Below are 16,454 nucleotides of genomic sequence, written 5' to 3'. Positions count from 1 at the left end.
CGAGTGAGCTCAATTAGTAGGCGAGATGGTTGAGCTGATTCGTGTTTTTGGGCACGTCATGCTTTCGATCAGTGACGTCTGTCGATCAACTGGCTGGCCAGCACTGTCATGCTGTCGCGATATGGTGAGGGAGCGAGTGTAGAGATTGCAGCAACGGCTCTTTCTGCTTCTCGAGAGGCTGCAACCTTGGCAACTTCCAGGGCGCCAGTCTGTTTCACAACATCAATGATGCTGTGCAGATTGTCTGTAGATCCCTCTTCAATCGCTTGGCGAATCAGTTCGGCTTGTTCTGCTGTGCCTCGTTCCATGGCCGCTATCAAGGGCAGTGTTGCCTTGCCTTCGCGCAGGTCGTCGCCTAAATTTTTACCCATCTCCGCAGCGTTGCCGTCGTAATCCAGTACGTCATCAATGATCTGGAATGCCGTGCCCAAGGCTTGCCCGTAGGTCGCGCACGCTTCCTCAATCAGCGGGGGAGCCTCAGCCAATACGGCTCCGAGCCGCGCGCTGGCTTCGAACAATTTGGCAGTTTTCGAGCGAATGACCCTGAGGTAGTCTTGCTCGCTCAGGGAGGCGTCATGCATGTTCATCAGCTGCAGGACTTCCCCCTCGGCAATGATGTTTGTAGCTTCAGACAGAATTTCCATCACGCGCATGCTTCCGGTTTCAACCATCATTTGGAAGGAGCGGCTGTGCAAAAAGTCGCCGACAAGCACGCTGGCAGGGTTGCCGAACGTCTCGTTAGCGGTTGCTCGTCCTCGGCGTAGTGTGGATGCGTCCACGACATCGTCATGCAAGAGCGTGGCCGTATGGATCAATTCGACCACTGCCGCCAGCGTATGCCGATGCGGTTCCTTGTACCCCAATGCACCAGAGATCAAAAGCAGCAACGCTGGACGCAGGCGCTTTCCTCCTGCAGCGATGATGTACTGCGATATCTGCCCGATGAGCGGGACGGAAGAGGAGAGGCGCAATCCGATAACACGGTCCACTTCACGCATGTCGTCTGCGATAAGCGTAAGAGGAGATTGTGGGGAGAAGGGGGGGGTGTGATCAGTCAAGATGGCGGCTACCGAATGTGCACCGGATTATAGGAACCGAGGTCTGGGTTCCCATCTGAATGTGGCAGAGGTGCTACTTTTTGTGTGCTGTGGCATAATGCTTGGCTCTGCGGAAATAGGTCTGCAGAACTCCATCCAAGAGGTTCACATGTACGCGGTCATAAAAACCGGCGGCAAGCAGTATCGCGTTGCTTCCGGCGAAAAAATCAAAGTAGAACAGATTGCTGCGGACGTAGGCCAGGAAATCGTGATTGATCAAGTTTTGGCAGTCGGTAACGGCGCAGAACTCAAGATCGGTACGCCCCTGGTGTCCGGCGCAACCGTGAAAGCCACTGTCGTGGCCCACGGCAAGCACGACAAGGTGCGTATCTTCAAGATGCGTCGCCGTAAGCACTATCAAAAACGCCAAGGCCATCGCCAGCAGTTCACTGAGCTGCAAATCGGTGCGATCGCTGCTTAAAAGGAGTCGATGTCATGGCACAGAAAAAAGGCGGCGGCTCTACGCGAAACGGTCGTGATTCCAAGCCAAAGATGCTGGGTGTCAAGGCTTTTGGTGGCGAATTGATCAGCGCTGGCTCCATCATCGTGCGTCAGCGTGGTACACGTTTCCACCCTGGTACGAACGTGGGTGTTGGTAAGGACCACACGCTGTTCGCACTGGTTGACGGACATGTGTCGTTTGGTACCAAGGGTGCCTTGTCCAAGCACACAGTCAGCGTGACTCCAGCCTGAGTCCAGACTCTTGACTGAATCAAAGCCCCGCATTGCCGGGGCTTTGTTGTTTATGTTCTTGCTGGGCACCTCTTCCAATACTCTTTTGAAGAGTGCCAGGCCGGTGGGGTTGAGGCTCTTTCAGCTCGGTCCTAGGATAAATGGCTTACGCTTGGGCCACTCTGATGAGTGGTCTGGGAATCTCAGCCTCTATCCCTGTTTTTGTAAATTGGAAATGCCATGAAGTTCGTCGACGAAGCCTATATTGACATCGCTGCAGGTGATGGGGGCAATGGCTGTGTCTCTTTTCGGCACGAAAAGTACAAGGAGTTCGGCGGGCCCAATGGGGGGGATGGTGGTCGAGGTGGTCACGTATTCGCTGTCGCTGACCCCAACCTGAACACGTTGGTGGATTACCGTTACTCACGTCGGTATGAGGCCAAGCGTGGTGAGCATGGCATGGGCTCAGACATGTTCGGTGCAGCGGGGGATGACATCACCCTCAAAATGCCAGTCGGCACCATCATTTCCGATGCAGAAACGGGTGAGGTGCTCTATGAATTGCTCAATCCGGGTGAGGTGATCACCATCGCCAAGGGCGGAGATGGCGGATTTGGCAACCTTCGTTTCAAGAGTGCCATCAACCGTGCTCCGCGCCAGAAAACTCCCGGTTGGCCTGGCGAAAAGAAGAATCTGAAACTGGAGCTGAAGGTGCTCGCTGACGTGGGATTGCTGGGCATGCCTAACGCGGGCAAGTCCACATTCATTACCGCGGTGTCTAACGCCAGACCCAAGATTGCGGACTACCCTTTCACCACTTTGCACCCCAATCTGGGTGTGGTGCGGGTGGGTCCTGAGCAGAGTTTCGTGGTGGCTGATATTCCTGGCCTTATTGAAGGGGCCTCTGAGGGGGCGGGGCTTGGGCACCAGTTTTTACGCCATCTCCAACGTACGCGGCTCTTGTTGCATGTCGTAGATCTCGCGCCTTTTGATGAAGCGGTGGATCCCGTGGCGCAGGCCAAGGCGATTGTGGGTGAGCTCAAGAAATATGACGCCCAGCTGTACGAGAAGCCCCGCTGGCTGGTGCTGAACAAGCTGGACATGGTGCCTGAGGATGAGCGCGAGGCTCGCGTGAAGGACTTCGTCAAGCGCTTCAAGTGGAAAGGGCCGGTTTTTGAAATCTCTGCTTTGACGCGCGAGGGATGCGAGCCACTGATTCATGCCATCTTCCGCCATGTGCAGACGGAGCAGAAGGTGGAGAACGCTCCGGTGGAAGTCGATCCTCGCTTTGCGGACGGTGCCGCTTCCTGATTGCTCCTAAAACTATAGCTGGTTGCGCTTGTTTTGAAAGCGCCAGCACCCGAATGACCTTCAATATGGTTTCTAGTGTTTTGCGTGATGCACGGCGTATCGTCGTCAAGGTGGGTTCCAGTTTGGTGACCAACGAAGGGCGGGGGCTGGATGAGGCGGCCATCGGCGAGTGGAGTCGGCAGCTTGCGGCCTTGGTCAAGGGGCACGGAGGCGCTGCTCGTGAGGTGGTCATGGTCTCCAGCGGGGCCATTGCCGAGGGCATGAAGCGCCTGGGCTGGGCCTCACGTCCTCACGAGATCCATGAACTGCAAGCTGCCGCTGCTGTGGGGCAGATGGGCCTTGCGCAGATGTACGAAACCAAGCTGCGTGAGCAGGGCATGGGCAGCGCGCAGGTGCTGCTCACACATGCTGACTTGGCCGACCGGGAGCGCTATCTCAATGCCCGCTCCACCTTGCTGACCCTGCTTCGCCTGGGGGTGGTTCCGGTGATCAACGAGAACGACACGGTGGTCACGGACGAAATCAAGTTTGGCGACAACGATACTCTGGGTGCCCTGGTCGCCAATCTGGTGGAGGCGGACGCCTTGGTGATCTTGACGGATCAGAAGGGGCTTTACACCGCCGATCCGCGTCGCGATCCTTCGGCCCAGTTTGTGCACGAAGCCAAGGCGGGAGATCCTGCTCTGGAGGCCATGGCAGGCGGAGCTGGTTCCAGTATTGGCAAGGGCGGCATGATTACCAAGATTCTGGCGGCCAAACGGGCGGCTGGCTCGGGTGCTTCCACGGTGATTGCATGGGGGCGTGAGTCAGATGTTCTCCTGCGGTTGGCGGCGGGCGAGTCGCTGGGCACGCTGCTGGTTGCGCAAACCCAGAAGAAGCAGGCGCGCAAACAATGGATGGCGGACCATCTGCAGCTGCGTGGTTCTGTCACTGTGGATGCAGGGGCTGCGTCCAAGCTCAGGGATGAGGGCAAGAGTCTTTTGCCTATCGGCATGGTTAGCGTTGAGGGAGATTTCTCTCGCGGAGACGTGATTGCAGTGCGTGACGTTGCAGGCCAGGAGATCGCTCGCGGCCTTGCCAACTATGCTGCAGCTGAAGCGCGCCTGCTTTGCAGAAAGCCCTCTGCCGAGTTTGAGCGCTTGCTGGGCTATGCCGCGGAAGCGGAGATGGTCCACAGAGACAACCTGGTTTTGTCTATAGTTTGAACCCAGAGACACAAACGGCCGGTTTTGAAAATCTCAAAACCGGCCGTTTTGTTTTGCTTGCCAGAAAACTACCGTGGGGTCTGCCCTGTAACTGTGATGGGCAGGGCATCAAGCTCTGCGGGCATGCTGTTTTGCGGGTCGGGGTCAAAACTCGCACCTGGCGGCAATTCCATGCCTGGGTGCAACAGCAGAGAACCCGTGCGGAACATGGGGGTGGGTGAGTGCTCTGCATCTCTGCCACGCATACCGCCGCGCAAATAGCGGTTCCTCTGATCCTGCCGGGGGAGGTAGCGCGCCAGTTCTGTCAGGGCCATCTCATAGACGGCCCGTTTGAACTCAACAACTACATCCAGAGGAACCCAGTAGTCGTTCCACCGCCACGCATCAAACTCGGGGTGGTTGGTGGCACGCAGGTTCAAATCCCAGTCGTGCCCGACAAGTTGAAGGAGGTACCAGATCTGTTTCTGGCCCTTGTAATGTCCGCGCGCATCGCGGCGGATGTACCGGTCAGGCACCTCGTAGCGCAACCAATCCCGGGTCCGGGCCACCAAGCGCACGTGATTGGGCAATAATCCTACCTCTTCGTGCAATTCCCGGAACATCGCTTGTTCGGGGGTCTCCCCCCGGTCAATGCCCCCTTGCGGGAACTGCCAGCTGTGGGTGCGGATCCGCTTACCCCAGAACACTTGGTTCTTTTGGTTGAGCAGGATGATGCCGACGTTCGGCCGAAAGCCGTCCCGGTCAAGCATAATCGAACCCCAATTTTTTAAACTGCGTCCATTATGCACGGTGCCATGCGCCCGGCAAGAGGACCAGTCTGAATAGACTGAATCGCTCCGATGAAAGCCTCCCAATTTTTTATCTCCACCCTGAAAGAAGCTCCTGCCGACGCTGAGGTGGTCAGCCACAAACTCATGATGCGGGCGGGGCTGATCAAGAAGCTGGGCGCAGGCATTTACAACTACATGCCCATGGGGCTGCGGGTGATTCGTAAGGTGGAGGCCATTGTGCGCGAGGAGATGAACCGTGCAGGGGCTGTGGAATGCACCATGCCCGTCATCCAGCCCGCAGAACTTTGGCAGGAAACGGGGCGCTTTGAAAAGATGGGGCCTGAATTGCTGCGTATCAGCGACCGGCATGGGCGCGATTTTGTGGTGCAGCCCACCAGCGAAGAAGTGGTGACGGACATCGCCCGCCAGGAGCTGCGTAGTTATAAGCAGCTGCCCAAGAACTTCTACCAGATCCAGACCAAATTCCGCGACGAGCGCCGCCCCCGCTTTGGCTTGATGCGGGGCCGTGAGTTCATCATGAAGGATGCCTATTCCTTTGATAAGGACCAAGCCTCCGCCAAAGCCAGCTACCAGGTGATGGCTCAGGCCTATCGCCGCATCTTTGACCGCTTTGGCCTGACGTATCGCGCTGTGGCCGCTGACAGCGGTGCCATTGGTGGCGACCTGAGCGAAGAGTTTCAGGTGATTGCTGCGACGGGCGAAGACGCCATCGTCTACTGCCCCGGCAGCGACTACGCCGCCAACATGGAAAAGGCGGAAGCCTTGGCCCCTCAAGGCCCCCGTGGTGCTGCAAATCAACCACTGACAAAGACGCCCACGCCGGGCAAGAGCACCTGTGCAGATGTGGCAGAGCTGCTGGGTTTGCCCTTGCAGCGCACGGTGAAGTCGCTGGTGCTGGCGACGGATACGACCAACGAGCATGGCGAGATCGTCAAAACGCAAGTTTGGCTTCTGTTGCTGCGTGGCGACCATGACATGAACGAAATCAAGGTCAGCAAGGTGGAGGGGCTTGCCAATTTCCGCTTTGCGACCGTGGCAGAGATCGAGGATCATTTCGGCTGCAAGCCCGGCTACCTGGGGCCTATCGGTTTGCGCCAGCCTGTGAAAGTGGTTGTGGACCGAGAAGTGGCCGTGATGAGCGATTGGGTGTGTGGTGCCAACGAGGTGGATTTCCACCTGACGGGCGTGAACTGGGGACGCGACCTGCCTGAGCCGGATCTGGTGGCTGACCTGCGCAATGTGGTGGCAGGCGACCTGTCGCCTGATGGCAAAGGCCAGCTGGCGATTGAGCGCGGTATTGAAGTGGGCCATGTGTTCTACCTGGGCACAAAGTACAGCCGTGCGATGAATGCCACATTCCTGGACGAAAACGGCAAGCCCCAGCCGCTGGAGATGGGTTGCTATGGCATCGGTATTACCCGCTTGCCTGCGGCAGCGATTGAGCAAAATCACGATGAGCGCGGCATCATCTGGCCGGATGCCATTGCACCCTTCACCGTGGTGATCTGCCCGATTGGCATGGATCGCAGCGAAGAAGTGAAGCAGGCGGCCGATAAGCTGTATGCAGACATGCTGGCGCAGGGCATGGATGTGCTGCTGGATGACCGTGGTGAACGCCCCGGAGCGATGTTTGCAGACTGGGAACTGATTGGCGTGCCGCACCGCGTGGTGCTGTCGGACCGGGGCTTGAAGGAAGGCCAGGTCGAATACCAGCACCGCCGTGACGCCGCGGCGACCAAAGTGGCCGTGGTTGAGGTGTTGGCTCATGTCAAGGGCCGAATGACGGTGTAAGGCCGTCTAGCAGGTGATTGCGAAGGTATGACGGAAGGGATGTAGAGCGTGAGCGGGTTGGGTACAAAGGCTGGGCTGTTGGGGCGCGCACCGTGGGTGTCACGCCGTGCCTGTTTGATTGCAGCGACCGCACCAGCAGGGTGGTTGGCCTTGCCGGGGCAAGCGCATGCGGGTGGTCAGCTTGAAGAGCCTCTGATGGACTCGGTGCGTACCGCACTGAGTTCTGCCATCGCGAACCAGGCTCCCCCTGAGCCCGTCTTTTTCTCGACCGAGTCGCGCCTGAGTTATCTGCGCTGGCTGGGCACCATGAGTGACCGCCTGCGCAACCGCAAACCCGACTGGGAAGTGCGCCGGGACTTTTTGCAGACCGTGTGGTACGAGTCCAAACGTGCGGGGCTGGATGTGTCGCTGGTCATGGGGCTGATCCAGGTGGAAAGCGCCTTCCGCAAGTTTGCTGTGTCCAGTGTGGGGGCGCGTGGATACATGCAGGTCATGCCCTTCTGGACCCGTGTGATCGGCGATGGGGACCCAGGCAAACTGTTCCACATGCAGACCAATCTGCGTTTTGGTTGCGTCATCCTGCGCCACTACATTGACCGGGAGCAGGGCGATCTTTTCATGGCCTTGGGCCGCTACAACGGAAGCCGCGGCAAGCCTCCATACCCCAACGCCGTGTTTGCAGCCCAGCGCAACTGGGTGTACGAGCCGAAGGTGGTGGCAGGCTAATCTGTGAGCTGGGAGTCGCTCTTGACGACGACCACCACCAGTGAATAAAGCCCGGTAGATCCCGGGCTTTATGCTTTGTGGACTGCGGTGTGTTCTGTCCCCGCGGCATCTCCATGAGGGGGCTGGACGCGGGACACCATCACCTGGTCAATGCGGAAGCTGTCCACGTCCAGCACTTCAAACTTGAATCCACCCCAGGTCACGCTGTCTGTGCGACGTGGCACGCGGCGCAGCATCACCATCAAGAAGCCCGCCAGGGTTTCGTATTCGCCTGCATGGGGCAGTTCATCCAGGCCCAGCACCCTCAGCACATCGCTGATGGGGGTGACGCCATCGATCAGCCAGGAGTTGTCGTCCCGCTGAACGATCTGCTCCTCGTCCTCTGTGCCCACCAGATCACCCATGACGGTGCTCATCACATCGTTGAGGGTGACCACCCCCACCACCAGGCTGTATTCGTTGACGATGACAGCAAAGTCTTCATGCACCTGGCGGAACTGTTCCAGCACTTCTGACAGCGTGAGCCGATCAGGCACGATCAGCACCTTGCGCACCAGGCTGTCGTCCGCCAATGAAATCGGCTGGTTGTTCAGCACGCGCTGGAAGAGGTCCTTGGCGTCCACATAGCCCACCACATGGTCGATGTCGCCTTCGCACACCGGGTAGGTGGAAAACGGTTCGGCCGCAATACGCAGGCGGATGACGGAGTCAGGATCGTCCCGCAGAAAAAATGCGACCCGGTCGCGCGGGGACATGGCCGAGGACACCGTGCGGGTGTCCAGCTCAAACACGTTGGTGATGACTTGCTGCTCCCGCGCCGCCAGCACACCCGCGCGCGCTCCGGCCTCCATCATTGCCAGGATGTCGTCTGATGTGATGCGTTCATCGCGCAACGAAGAAAGACCCAGCAGGCGAAACAGCGCATCGGCCCCGCGGCTGTAGATCCACACCAGCGGGTGCAGCAGCGTCATGCACCAAGCCATGGGCTGCGCCAGACGCAAGGCCACGCGTTCGGGCTCGGCCATGCCCAGGCGCTTGGGGAACAGGTCTGCAAACAGGATGAACAGCGAGGTGATGATGAGGAAGGAGGCCATAAAGCCGGCGGTTTGTGCCGATGCTTCCGACATCCACAGCCCCAGCAACTCCGTGAAATGCGGGCTCAACGCCCCTTCGCCCACAATGCCGCCGAGGATGGCGACAGCGTTCTGGCCCACCTGTACCACCGTGAAATAGTCGCCGGGCTGCTCTTGCATGCGCAGCACCCGGTCGGCTCGCAGATCGCCTTCATCGGCCATTTGCCGCAGACGCAGGCGGCGGGCAGCGGCCAGCGAAATCTCGGCCATGGAGAAAAACGCACTGGCTGCAATGAGCAGCCCGATCACAAGAAGGCTTTGGGTCATGAAAGGTGACAGAGCGTGGCGCTATGGCACACAGGCCCATGAAGTGTATCTGCCTGCACCCGCCCCTCGTCAGCCTGCCGAGGGGCGGGTACAAGGCTCAGAAGTGCCGCAGCAAGGCTGGCTACTGCACAAACCCGATGCGCCCGCGGGCGTTGGCGGCCCTGGGCAGGTCGCTGATTTCCACGGTGGATCGCAGGGCCAGCCGGGCGTTGCCAAAGCCCGTCATGAGGGCGCGCCGCATCTCGCGCGGGGGCATGTGGGCCAGGTAGTCCAGCACGTCGTCCTGGGGCTCGGGGTCCAGCTTGCGGCCCCAGTCGTGCCCGTTGCGGATGCTTTGGTACAGGTTCAGGGCGATGGTTCGCGCCTGCTCCAGCGTGGGGGCCTCCACCTCAAACACATTCATGCGGTTGAGGATGGGGTCTGGAATGCCGCGGGCATCGTTGGCCGTGGTGATCCAGATGACCTGGCTGGCATCAATGGCCACTTCGGCAAACTCGTCGGTAAAGCTCTGCGCCGTGTCGTGCTCCAGCAGGCTGTAGAGCGCGCCCAGAGGGTCGTACTGCGCATCGCTGCTGGCCTTGTCGATCTCGTCCACCACGATGACCGGGTTAGCGTATTCGCCCTCTATCAGCGCCTCGAACACCTTGCCGGGGCGGGCACCCTTCCACTGGGCCGACGACCCGGACAGCAGCCAGCCCGCGGTCATGGAACTCATGGGCAGCAGGTTCATGCCCGTGCCCAGCAAGTCGGCCAACTGCCGGGCAAAGTGGGTTTTGCCAATGCCGGGCGGGCCCAGCAGCAGCATGGGGGTCACTTCCAGCCCGTCGCTGCTGTCCTGGGCCAGAGCGACGTGGCGTTTCACATCGTCCAGTACATCGGTGAAGTTGGGTAGCAGCTCGTACAGCTCGCTCATGTCCGGCACGCCCGAGGGCTTCACCTGAAACCGCTCGGGGCCGCGTTCCAGCATGCGTTCGTACACGGTGCGCAGGGTTTCATACTCGCGCTGGCTGCCTGCGTCCTGCAGGCGGGCGAGCTTGCGTTCCACATCGCCGGGGTGGAACACATTGCGCATTTGCGCCACAGGAAGGCGCAGAGGGGCGCTTTGGGGAACAAGGCTATGGCTGGTCATTGCATGCTCCTGTGAATGTCGATCACGATCCCATTCAAGCACACAACATGCCCACCCTCAACGTGGGATAAGCCCTGAAATGGTGCTGCTGTTGCGCCCATGCTGCGGGGAGCCAGCCGAGGGGGCGAGTACCCCCAAGCCATCCACCAAAAACAAAGGCCACCCGAAGGTGGCCTTGCGTGCAGAGGGATGCGGACGCGGCAGAGGTGGCGAATGCGGCCACCAGCCGTAGCACTCCGTGTCAGTTGGAGGCGCCCAGCACTTGCTGCAGTTCACCCGATTCGTACATCTCCATCATGATGTCCGAGCCACCGATGAACTCGCCCTTGACGTACAGCTGGGGGATGGTGGGCCAGTTGCTGTACTCCTTGATGCCTTGGCGGATGCCGTCGTCTTCCAGCACGTTCACGGTCACCACGCTCTTGGGGTCCACGCCGCAGGCCTTCAGGATCTGGATGGCACGGCCGGAAAAGCCGCACATGGGGAAGCTGGCGCTGCCCTTCATGAACAGCAGGATGTCGCTGGATTTGACGAGGGCGTCGATGCGTTGTTGGGTGTCGCTCATGGGGAAAACTCCTTGAATGGGTCGGGCGAGAAATGCTGAGAACCCGCAATGGGTAGATTATTTCATTGTCTGGGCCACAGGCCATTGCCCGCCTGTGCAACGTGCAATGCCAGCAAGGTCATTGCGACTTTGCACCTGGCCGTAGCCGTGGTGGATGAGCAGATTGCGCACGGCTTCTGCCTGGTCGTAGCCATGCTCCAGCAGCAGCCAGCCACCGGCGCGCAGATGTGCGGGGGCCTGGGCGGCGATGAGCCGGATGTCCTGCAGCCCATCGGCACCGCTGGCCAAGGCCTGCAGCGGCTCGTGGGTCAGGGCCGCCAGGTGCGGGTCGGCGCTGGGGATGTAGGGCGGGTTGGAGACGATGACGTCCCACGCTCCCTCGGCGTCTTGTGGGGCCCTCACGCCCTGCAACCAGTTGCCCTGCTGAAAGCGCACGGGCAGGTCCAGCCGCTTAGCGTTGGCCTGCGCCACGGCCAAAGCATCGGGGCTTGCGTCTACCGCCAGCACCTGGGCGGTGGGGCGCTGGCTTTGCAGGGCCAGGGCGATGGCACCGCTGCCCGTGCCCAGGTCCACCACGCGCGGGGCGGGCATGGGGGCCATCACTTTCAGCGCCCAGTCCACCAGCGTTTCGGTGTCGGGGCGCGGGTCCAGCACGCGGGCGTCTACCTGCAGCATCAGCCCATAAAACTCCTTGCGCCCCGTGAGGTAGGCCACGGGCTCGCCCGCTGTGCGGCGCTGGCACAGGGCGATGAAAGCGTCATGGGCGCCGGGCTCCAGCGCGTCGGTGTCATGCGCCAGCAGCCAGGCACGGCCTGCATCGGGGCGGCCCAGGGCGTGCAGCAGCAATAGCTGGGCGTCAATGCGCGGCAGGCCCAGCGTGTGGGCCTGGGCCAAGGCTTGTGCCAAAGTGGGAGTGGTCTGGTTCACTATGAATTTGATAGCTGCCTGCGCTTGCTGGTGCAGCGCAGGAGGCCTATTTTTTATATGGCTGTGGTCACACCACGCTCATCTCCAGCTCTTCCAGCTGTTCCGCCTCCCGCGCATGCTGCAGCGCCTGCAGCACGTCGCCCAGGTCGCCTTCCATCACCTGCAGCAGCTTGTACAGCGTGAGGTTGATACGGTGGTCCGTGAGTCGCCCCTGTGGGAAGTTGTAGGTGCGGATGCGGTCGCTGCGGTCGCCGCTGCCGATCAGGCCCTTGCGCAGCGCGGCCTCTTTGGCGGCGCGTTCGCTGCGTTCTTTCTCCTGGATCCGCGCCTGCAGCACCTGCAGCGCCTTGGCCTTGTTGCTGTGCTGGCTGCGGCCGTCCTGGCATTCGGCCACGATGCCGGTGGGCAAGTGCACCACACGCACGGCAGAGTCCGTCTTGTTGATGTGCTGGCCGCCTGCGCCGCTGGCGCGGAAGGTGTCGATGCGCAGGTCCGCCGGGTTCAGCGTGATGGCCTGGTGCTCGTCGGGCTCGGGCATCACGGCCACGGTGCAGGCGCTGGTGTGGATGCGGCCCTGCGTCTCGGTGGCGGGCACGCGCTGCACGCGGTGGCCGCCGGATTCGAACTTGAGCGCGCCATACACACCGCTACCGGAGGGGCCCGTACCGGGCTGGCCTTCCACGCGCAGCACAATTTCCTTGTAGCCGCCCAGCTCGCTTTCGTTGGCGCTCATCACCTCCACCTTCCAGCCCTGGGTGGCGGCGTAGCGGGTGTACATGCGGGTGAGGTCGCCTGCGAAAAGGGCCGATTCGTCGCCGCCCGTGCCTGCGCGGATTTCTACAAAGGCGTTGCGCGCGTCGTCCGGGTCTTTGGGCAGCAGCAAGCGCTGCAGTTCATCCTCCAGCTGCACCAGTTCAGCTTCGGCGCTGGTGACTTCTTCCTGCGCCATCTCGGCCATGTCGGGGTCGGCCAGCATCTCGCGCGCACCCGCCAGGTCGGCCTCGCGCTGCTGGTAGCGGGCGTAGCGGCCAGCAATCTGCGTGACCTCGGCATGCTCGACAGAGATGCGCCGGTACTGCGCCATGTCGCTCATGATGTCTTCGCGCGAGAGCAGAAAGTCGAGTTCGCCCAGGCGCTGTGCGTAGCGTTCCAGCTGGCTTCGGAGAAAGGGTTTCATGGATCAGGAAAAATGTTTGCTACGATTTTTGTAGCTGCTTGCGCTTGATGAATAAGCGCTGGAAGCCGATTTTGCTTTGAATCGGCGCGGCAGTGTGCAGGCGATCGCCGCTACAGGCCGTTGGTGTTTTTGCTCTGCGAGCGCAGGAACAGGCGCGAAACCGTCTGGGCTGTTTGTGCGCGCATCTCGGCATCGCCCGCGCGCAGCTCGGCCAGGGTGCCGTGCAGCATCTTTTGCGTCAGGCCGCGCGAGAGGGCTTCCAGCACGGCATCCACGTCTTCGCCCTTGGCCAGCAGCTTCTTGGCGCGTGCGATCTCTGCGGCGCGCCACTCGTCCGTCTGGGCGTTGAGCTGCTGGATCAGCGGCACCACGCCGCCTGCAGCGCTGGCGGGGCTGCGCAACTCCATCCAGTGCATGAAGCTCTGCACACCGGCATCGATGATGGCTTCGGCCTGCGCAACGGCGGCCTGGCGGTTGGCCTGTGCTGTCTGCACCACGGTGGCCAGGTCGTCCACGGTGTAGAGGTACACATCGCCCAGGGCTTTCACCTCGGGCTCGATGTCGCGCGGCACGGCCAGGTCCACCATGAACATGGGGCGATGGCGGCGCTTTTTGAGTGCGCGCTCCACAGCCCCCAGACCGATGATGGGCAGGCTGCTGGCAGTGCAGCTGATGACGGCGTCAAACTCGTGCAGGCGCTCGGGCAGGTCGGCCAGGCGCATCACCTCGCCGCCAAAACGGGTGGCGAGCTTTTCGCCGCGCTCCAGCGTGCGGTTGGCAATGGCGATCTGCTTGGGATTTTTGGCAGCAAAGTGCGTGGCGCACAGCTCAATCATCTCGCCCGCGCCGACAAACAGCACGCGGATCTTGCCCAGGTCTTCAAACAACTGGCTGGCCAGGCGCACTGCGGCGGCCGCCATGCTGATGCTGTGGGCACCAATCTCGGTGCTGCTGCGCACTTCCTTGGCTACCGCAAAGCTGCGCTGGAAGAGCTGGTTGAGCGTGGTGCCTAAGGCACCAGCCGTCTCGGCCGCGCGCACGGCGTCTTTCATCTGGCCCAGAATCTGGGCCTCGCCCAGCACCATGGAATCAAGCCCGCTGGCCACGCGGAAGGCGTGACGGGCCACCAGACTGTCTTCAAGGGTGTAAGAGTGCGAACGCAGCAGCGCGGGGCTCACGCCACCGCTTTGGGCCAGCCAGCCCAGCGTGTGGTCTACGGCAGGCTGCTCGCCTGCGCAGTAAATCTCGGTGCGGTTGCAGGTGGAGATGATGGCTGTTTCCACACTGGGGTGGCGGCTGGCGTTGCCAAGGGACTGGCGCAAGCCGTGCAGCGTGGGTGCAATCTGGTCGAGCGCAAACGCAAACCTGCCACGCAGATCGAGCGGCGCGGTGGTGTGGTTGATGCCGAGGGCCCAGACTGCCATGTACGGATTATAAAATCGTTACAAGAAACGCCACTCCCCACCCGGTCAAGACTTGATCTGGGTCAACCCTTTGCACGGTGCCATGGGCCCGCTCGACAGTCTCAACCACCTCCTGAACTTCCTGGCCCCCGCTTTCTGGATGGCGACTTTCATCGCCCTGGCGGGTAGGCTGGTGTTGCGTGGCCGCACTGCAGGCCTGGGGCGGGGCGCCCAGTGGCTGCTGGATGTGAGCATCTGCATGGCGGTTTTGCTGGCCGGGCTGTGGTGGACGGGGCGCGACGGCAAGATGGTGACCTATGCGGCCCTGGTGCTGGCTTGCGCCACCTCGCATGGGGTGGGTCAGCGTATCTGGCGCGCCTGACCTGGCGCGCCTGGTGCTGCTTTGCCACAGATCGCAACGATCTGCCGTGGCGTTCATTTTTGAAAACAACATTACAACGGAGACACCCATGAACCTGCTTCGCACTCTGCTGGCCGCTGCGGCACTGGCTTGCGCCACGGCTGCCTCAGCCCAGTCTTTTCCGACCAAGCCCATCCGCATCGTGGTGGGCTTTCCGGCGGGTGGCCCGCTGGACCAGCATGCGCGTCTGCTGTCTGACAAGCTGCAGGGCGTGCTGGGCCAGCCAGTGGTGATGGACTACAAATCGGGTGCGGGTGGCACGGTGGGCGCACAAGAGGTGATGAAGTCACCTGCCGATGGGCACACCATCATGCTGGCCAACACGGGGGTGATGGTCATCAACCCCGCGCTGTACAGCAAGCTGCCCTATGCCACGCTCAAGGACTTTGTGCCCGTGGCCCGCACAGCCATGCAGCCGCTGGCCTTGCTGGTCAACCCTAATGTGCCCGCGAAGAACCTGCAGGAGTTCATGGCCTACGCCAAGGCGCGTCCGGGTCAGGTCAACTTTGGCTCTGCGGGCAACGGTGGCATCAGCCATTTGGTGCCGGAGATGTTCAAGTCCGCCACGGGTCTGTTCATGGTGCACATCCCTTACCGTGGCAGCGCCCCGGCGTTTACCGACCTCATGGCCGGGCAGGTGCAGTTCATGGCCGAGAGCATTCCGCAGGCTGCGTCGTACCACAAGCAGGGCAAGGTGCGTGCCCTGGCCGTGACGAGCCGCGAGCGCAACCCTGCCTTGCCCGATGTGCCCACCGTGATCGAGAGCGGCATCAAGGGCTTTGAGGTGGTGGGGTTCTATGGATTTTTGGCCCCTGCGGGCACACCCAAGGACGTGGTGAACAAGCTCAGCGATGCGTTTGGGCAGGTGCTGCAAATGCCCGAGGTACGCAGCCGCATGGTGAGCCAGGGGGCGGATCCGGCCTTTTTGGGGGCTGATGAATTCGCCAGATTTCTGGCTGCAGAAATGCCCCGATGGGCTGAGGTGGTGAAAAAGTCCGGGGCGAAACTCGATTGACCACTGCGCGCCTTCCCCCTGGAAGGGGGGCGTTCAGTGTGCTGCGGGTGAAAACAGGTCTACGCGGTCGGTGATGATGCCGTCCGTGCCCAGGTCAATCAGGCGCTGCGCAGCCCATTCGTCGTTGACGGTGTAGCTCAGGGTGCGCATGCCCAGGGCTTGCACCTGGGCCACCAGCGCTGCGTCCCACAGCGCGTGGTTGCACACGATGGCCACGCAGCCCAGGCGGCGGGCTTCGTCCAGGCAGCCGTCCCACAGCGCGTCGATCAGCAGGGCACGCGGAATGTGCGCGGCAGTGGCCTGTGCGCCCGCCAGCGCCTCAGGCTTGAACGAGGAAAACAGCGGTGGCACCGCTTGCCCCTGCCACAGGCGGGCAGCGGTTTCACCCACCACGCGGCCTGTGCGTTCTTCATGGCCCGGTGTGGGCTTGATCTCGATGTTCAGAAAGTAGCCGTTGGTGATGCAAAAGCGTGCCAGTGACTCCAGCGTGGGCACGGCTTCACCCGCGTAAGCGCGGGAATGCCAGCTACCCGCATCCAGCTGGGCGAGCGCGCCCAGCGGCAAATCGCCGCCCGTCCCGCGGCCATTGGTGGTGCGCTCCAGCGTGGCGTCGTGCAGCAAAAACGGTACGCCGTCGCTGCTCAGCTTGGCGTCGCATTCAAACATGCGGTAGCCGTGCTGCGCACCCAGGCGGAAGGCGGCCAGGGTGTTTTCAGGGGCCAGCTTGCCCGCGCCACGGTGGGCAATCCAGCGGGGGTAGGGCCAGGAGGTTGCAGTGATCGCGTTCATGGTGCGAAGAAGAAAAGCGGTAGCAGCCGGTTCAA

At 61.5% G+C, this 16,454-nt stretch carries 17 protein-coding genes; 8 read left to right on the top strand and 9 right to left on the bottom strand.

Going from position 1 to position 16,454, the window contains the following annotated elements; translation table 11 throughout:
• Positions 1-68: 68 nt before the first annotated feature.
• Positions 69-998, bottom strand: a complete 930-nt coding sequence (locus AACH87_RS17605) for a polyprenyl synthetase family protein (protein WP_338795808.1) — start codon at positions 996-998, stop codon at positions 69-71.
• A 208-nt stretch (positions 999-1,206) separates the two neighbouring features.
• Between AACH87_RS17605 and rplU the strand changes: the two genes are divergently transcribed.
• From rplU to proB, 4 genes are all read left to right on the top strand, one after another.
• Positions 1,207-1,518, top strand: coding sequence for a 50S ribosomal protein L21 (rplU, locus tag AACH87_RS17600; protein ID WP_338795807.1), 312 nt, complete (start codon positions 1,207-1,209; stop codon positions 1,516-1,518).
• A 14-nt stretch (positions 1,519-1,532) separates the two neighbouring features.
• On the top strand, positions 1,533-1,790 hold the full coding sequence (rpmA, locus tag AACH87_RS17595; RefSeq protein WP_338795806.1) for a 50S ribosomal protein L27: 258 nt from the start codon (positions 1,533-1,535) through the stop codon (positions 1,788-1,790).
• A 219-nt stretch (positions 1,791-2,009) separates the two neighbouring features.
• Positions 2,010-3,080, top strand: coding sequence for an Obg family GTPase CgtA (gene cgtA / locus AACH87_RS17590; protein ID WP_338795805.1), 1,071 nt, complete (start codon positions 2,010-2,012; stop codon positions 3,078-3,080).
• Between the two features lie 65 nt (positions 3,081-3,145).
• The gene (gene proB / locus AACH87_RS17585; RefSeq protein ID WP_338795804.1) at positions 3,146-4,285 is read left to right on the top strand and encodes a glutamate 5-kinase; all 1,140 of its coding nucleotides are present in this window, start codon (positions 3,146-3,148) and stop codon (positions 4,283-4,285) included.
• Positions 4,286-4,353: 68 nt separating this feature from the next.
• Here the strand turns inward: proB and AACH87_RS17580 are convergent, their stop codons facing one another.
• Positions 4,354-5,034, bottom strand: coding sequence for an RNA pyrophosphohydrolase (locus AACH87_RS17580; RefSeq protein ID WP_338795803.1), 681 nt, complete (start codon positions 5,032-5,034; stop codon positions 4,354-4,356).
• A 90-nt stretch (positions 5,035-5,124) separates the two neighbouring features.
• On the opposite strand from AACH87_RS17580, the gene AACH87_RS17575 reads away from it, so the two are divergent.
• Both AACH87_RS17575 and AACH87_RS17570 read left to right on the top strand, forming a co-directional pair.
• Positions 5,125-6,867 carry a proline--tRNA ligase gene (locus tag AACH87_RS17575; protein WP_338795802.1) on the top strand — a complete coding sequence of 581 codons (1,743 nt, stop codon included), beginning with the start codon at positions 5,125-5,127 and terminating at the stop codon, positions 6,865-6,867.
• A 57-nt stretch (positions 6,868-6,924) separates the two neighbouring features.
• On the top strand, positions 6,925-7,593 hold the full coding sequence (locus AACH87_RS17570) for a lytic transglycosylase domain-containing protein (RefSeq protein ID WP_338799007.1): 669 nt from the start codon (positions 6,925-6,927) through the stop codon (positions 7,591-7,593).
• Positions 7,594-7,661: 68 nt separating this feature from the next.
• Here AACH87_RS17570 and AACH87_RS17565 read toward each other — a convergent pair whose 3' ends face one another.
• From AACH87_RS17565 to hemA, 6 genes are all read right to left on the bottom strand, one after another.
• Entirely contained in the window at positions 7,662-8,993 is a 1,332-nt protein-coding gene (locus AACH87_RS17565; RefSeq protein ID WP_338795801.1) for a hemolysin family protein, read from the bottom strand.
• 121 nt (positions 8,994-9,114) lie between these two features.
• On the bottom strand, positions 9,115-10,122 hold the full coding sequence (locus AACH87_RS17560) for an AAA family ATPase (RefSeq protein WP_338795800.1): 1,008 nt from the start codon (positions 10,120-10,122) through the stop codon (positions 9,115-9,117).
• A 241-nt stretch (positions 10,123-10,363) separates the two neighbouring features.
• On the bottom strand, positions 10,364-10,687 hold the full coding sequence (grxD, locus tag AACH87_RS17555; protein WP_338795799.1) for a Grx4 family monothiol glutaredoxin: 324 nt from the start codon (positions 10,685-10,687) through the stop codon (positions 10,364-10,366).
• Between the two features lie 57 nt (positions 10,688-10,744).
• Positions 10,745-11,614 (bottom strand): peptide chain release factor N(5)-glutamine methyltransferase, encoded by an 870-nt coding sequence (gene prmC, locus AACH87_RS17550; protein ID WP_338795798.1) that lies wholly within the window; start codon positions 11,612-11,614, stop codon positions 10,745-10,747.
• Positions 11,615-11,681: 67 nt separating this feature from the next.
• The gene (gene prfA / locus AACH87_RS17545) at positions 11,682-12,791 is read right to left on the bottom strand and encodes a peptide chain release factor 1 (protein ID WP_338795797.1); all 1,110 of its coding nucleotides are present in this window, start codon (positions 12,789-12,791) and stop codon (positions 11,682-11,684) included.
• A gap of 110 nt (positions 12,792-12,901) precedes the next feature.
• On the bottom strand, positions 12,902-14,215 hold the full coding sequence (gene hemA, locus AACH87_RS17540; RefSeq protein ID WP_338795796.1) for a glutamyl-tRNA reductase: 1,314 nt from the start codon (positions 14,213-14,215) through the stop codon (positions 12,902-12,904).
• A gap of 52 nt (positions 14,216-14,267) precedes the next feature.
• On the opposite strand from hemA, the gene AACH87_RS17535 reads away from it, so the two are divergent.
• Both AACH87_RS17535 and AACH87_RS17530 read left to right on the top strand, forming a co-directional pair.
• Positions 14,268-14,576, top strand: coding sequence for a hypothetical protein (locus AACH87_RS17535; protein WP_338795795.1), 309 nt, complete (start codon positions 14,268-14,270; stop codon positions 14,574-14,576).
• Between the two features lie 88 nt (positions 14,577-14,664).
• Complete coding sequence (locus AACH87_RS17530) at positions 14,665-15,630, top strand: tripartite tricarboxylate transporter substrate binding protein (protein WP_338795794.1); 966 nt, start codon at positions 14,665-14,667, stop codon at positions 15,628-15,630.
• A gap of 33 nt (positions 15,631-15,663) precedes the next feature.
• On the opposite strand, the gene ugpQ is transcribed toward AACH87_RS17530, so the two are convergent.
• Complete coding sequence (gene ugpQ / locus AACH87_RS17525) at positions 15,664-16,419, bottom strand: glycerophosphodiester phosphodiesterase (RefSeq protein WP_338795793.1); 756 nt, start codon at positions 16,417-16,419, stop codon at positions 15,664-15,666.
• Positions 16,420-16,454: the final 35 nt, after the last annotated feature.

The organism is Acidovorax sp. DW039, from assembly GCF_037101375.1.
Taxonomy (GTDB): domain Bacteria; phylum Pseudomonadota; class Gammaproteobacteria; order Burkholderiales; family Burkholderiaceae_C; genus Acidovorax.
Note: the sequence above shows the minus strand (reverse complement) of the source record. Positions and strands in the feature narration are given on the sequence as shown.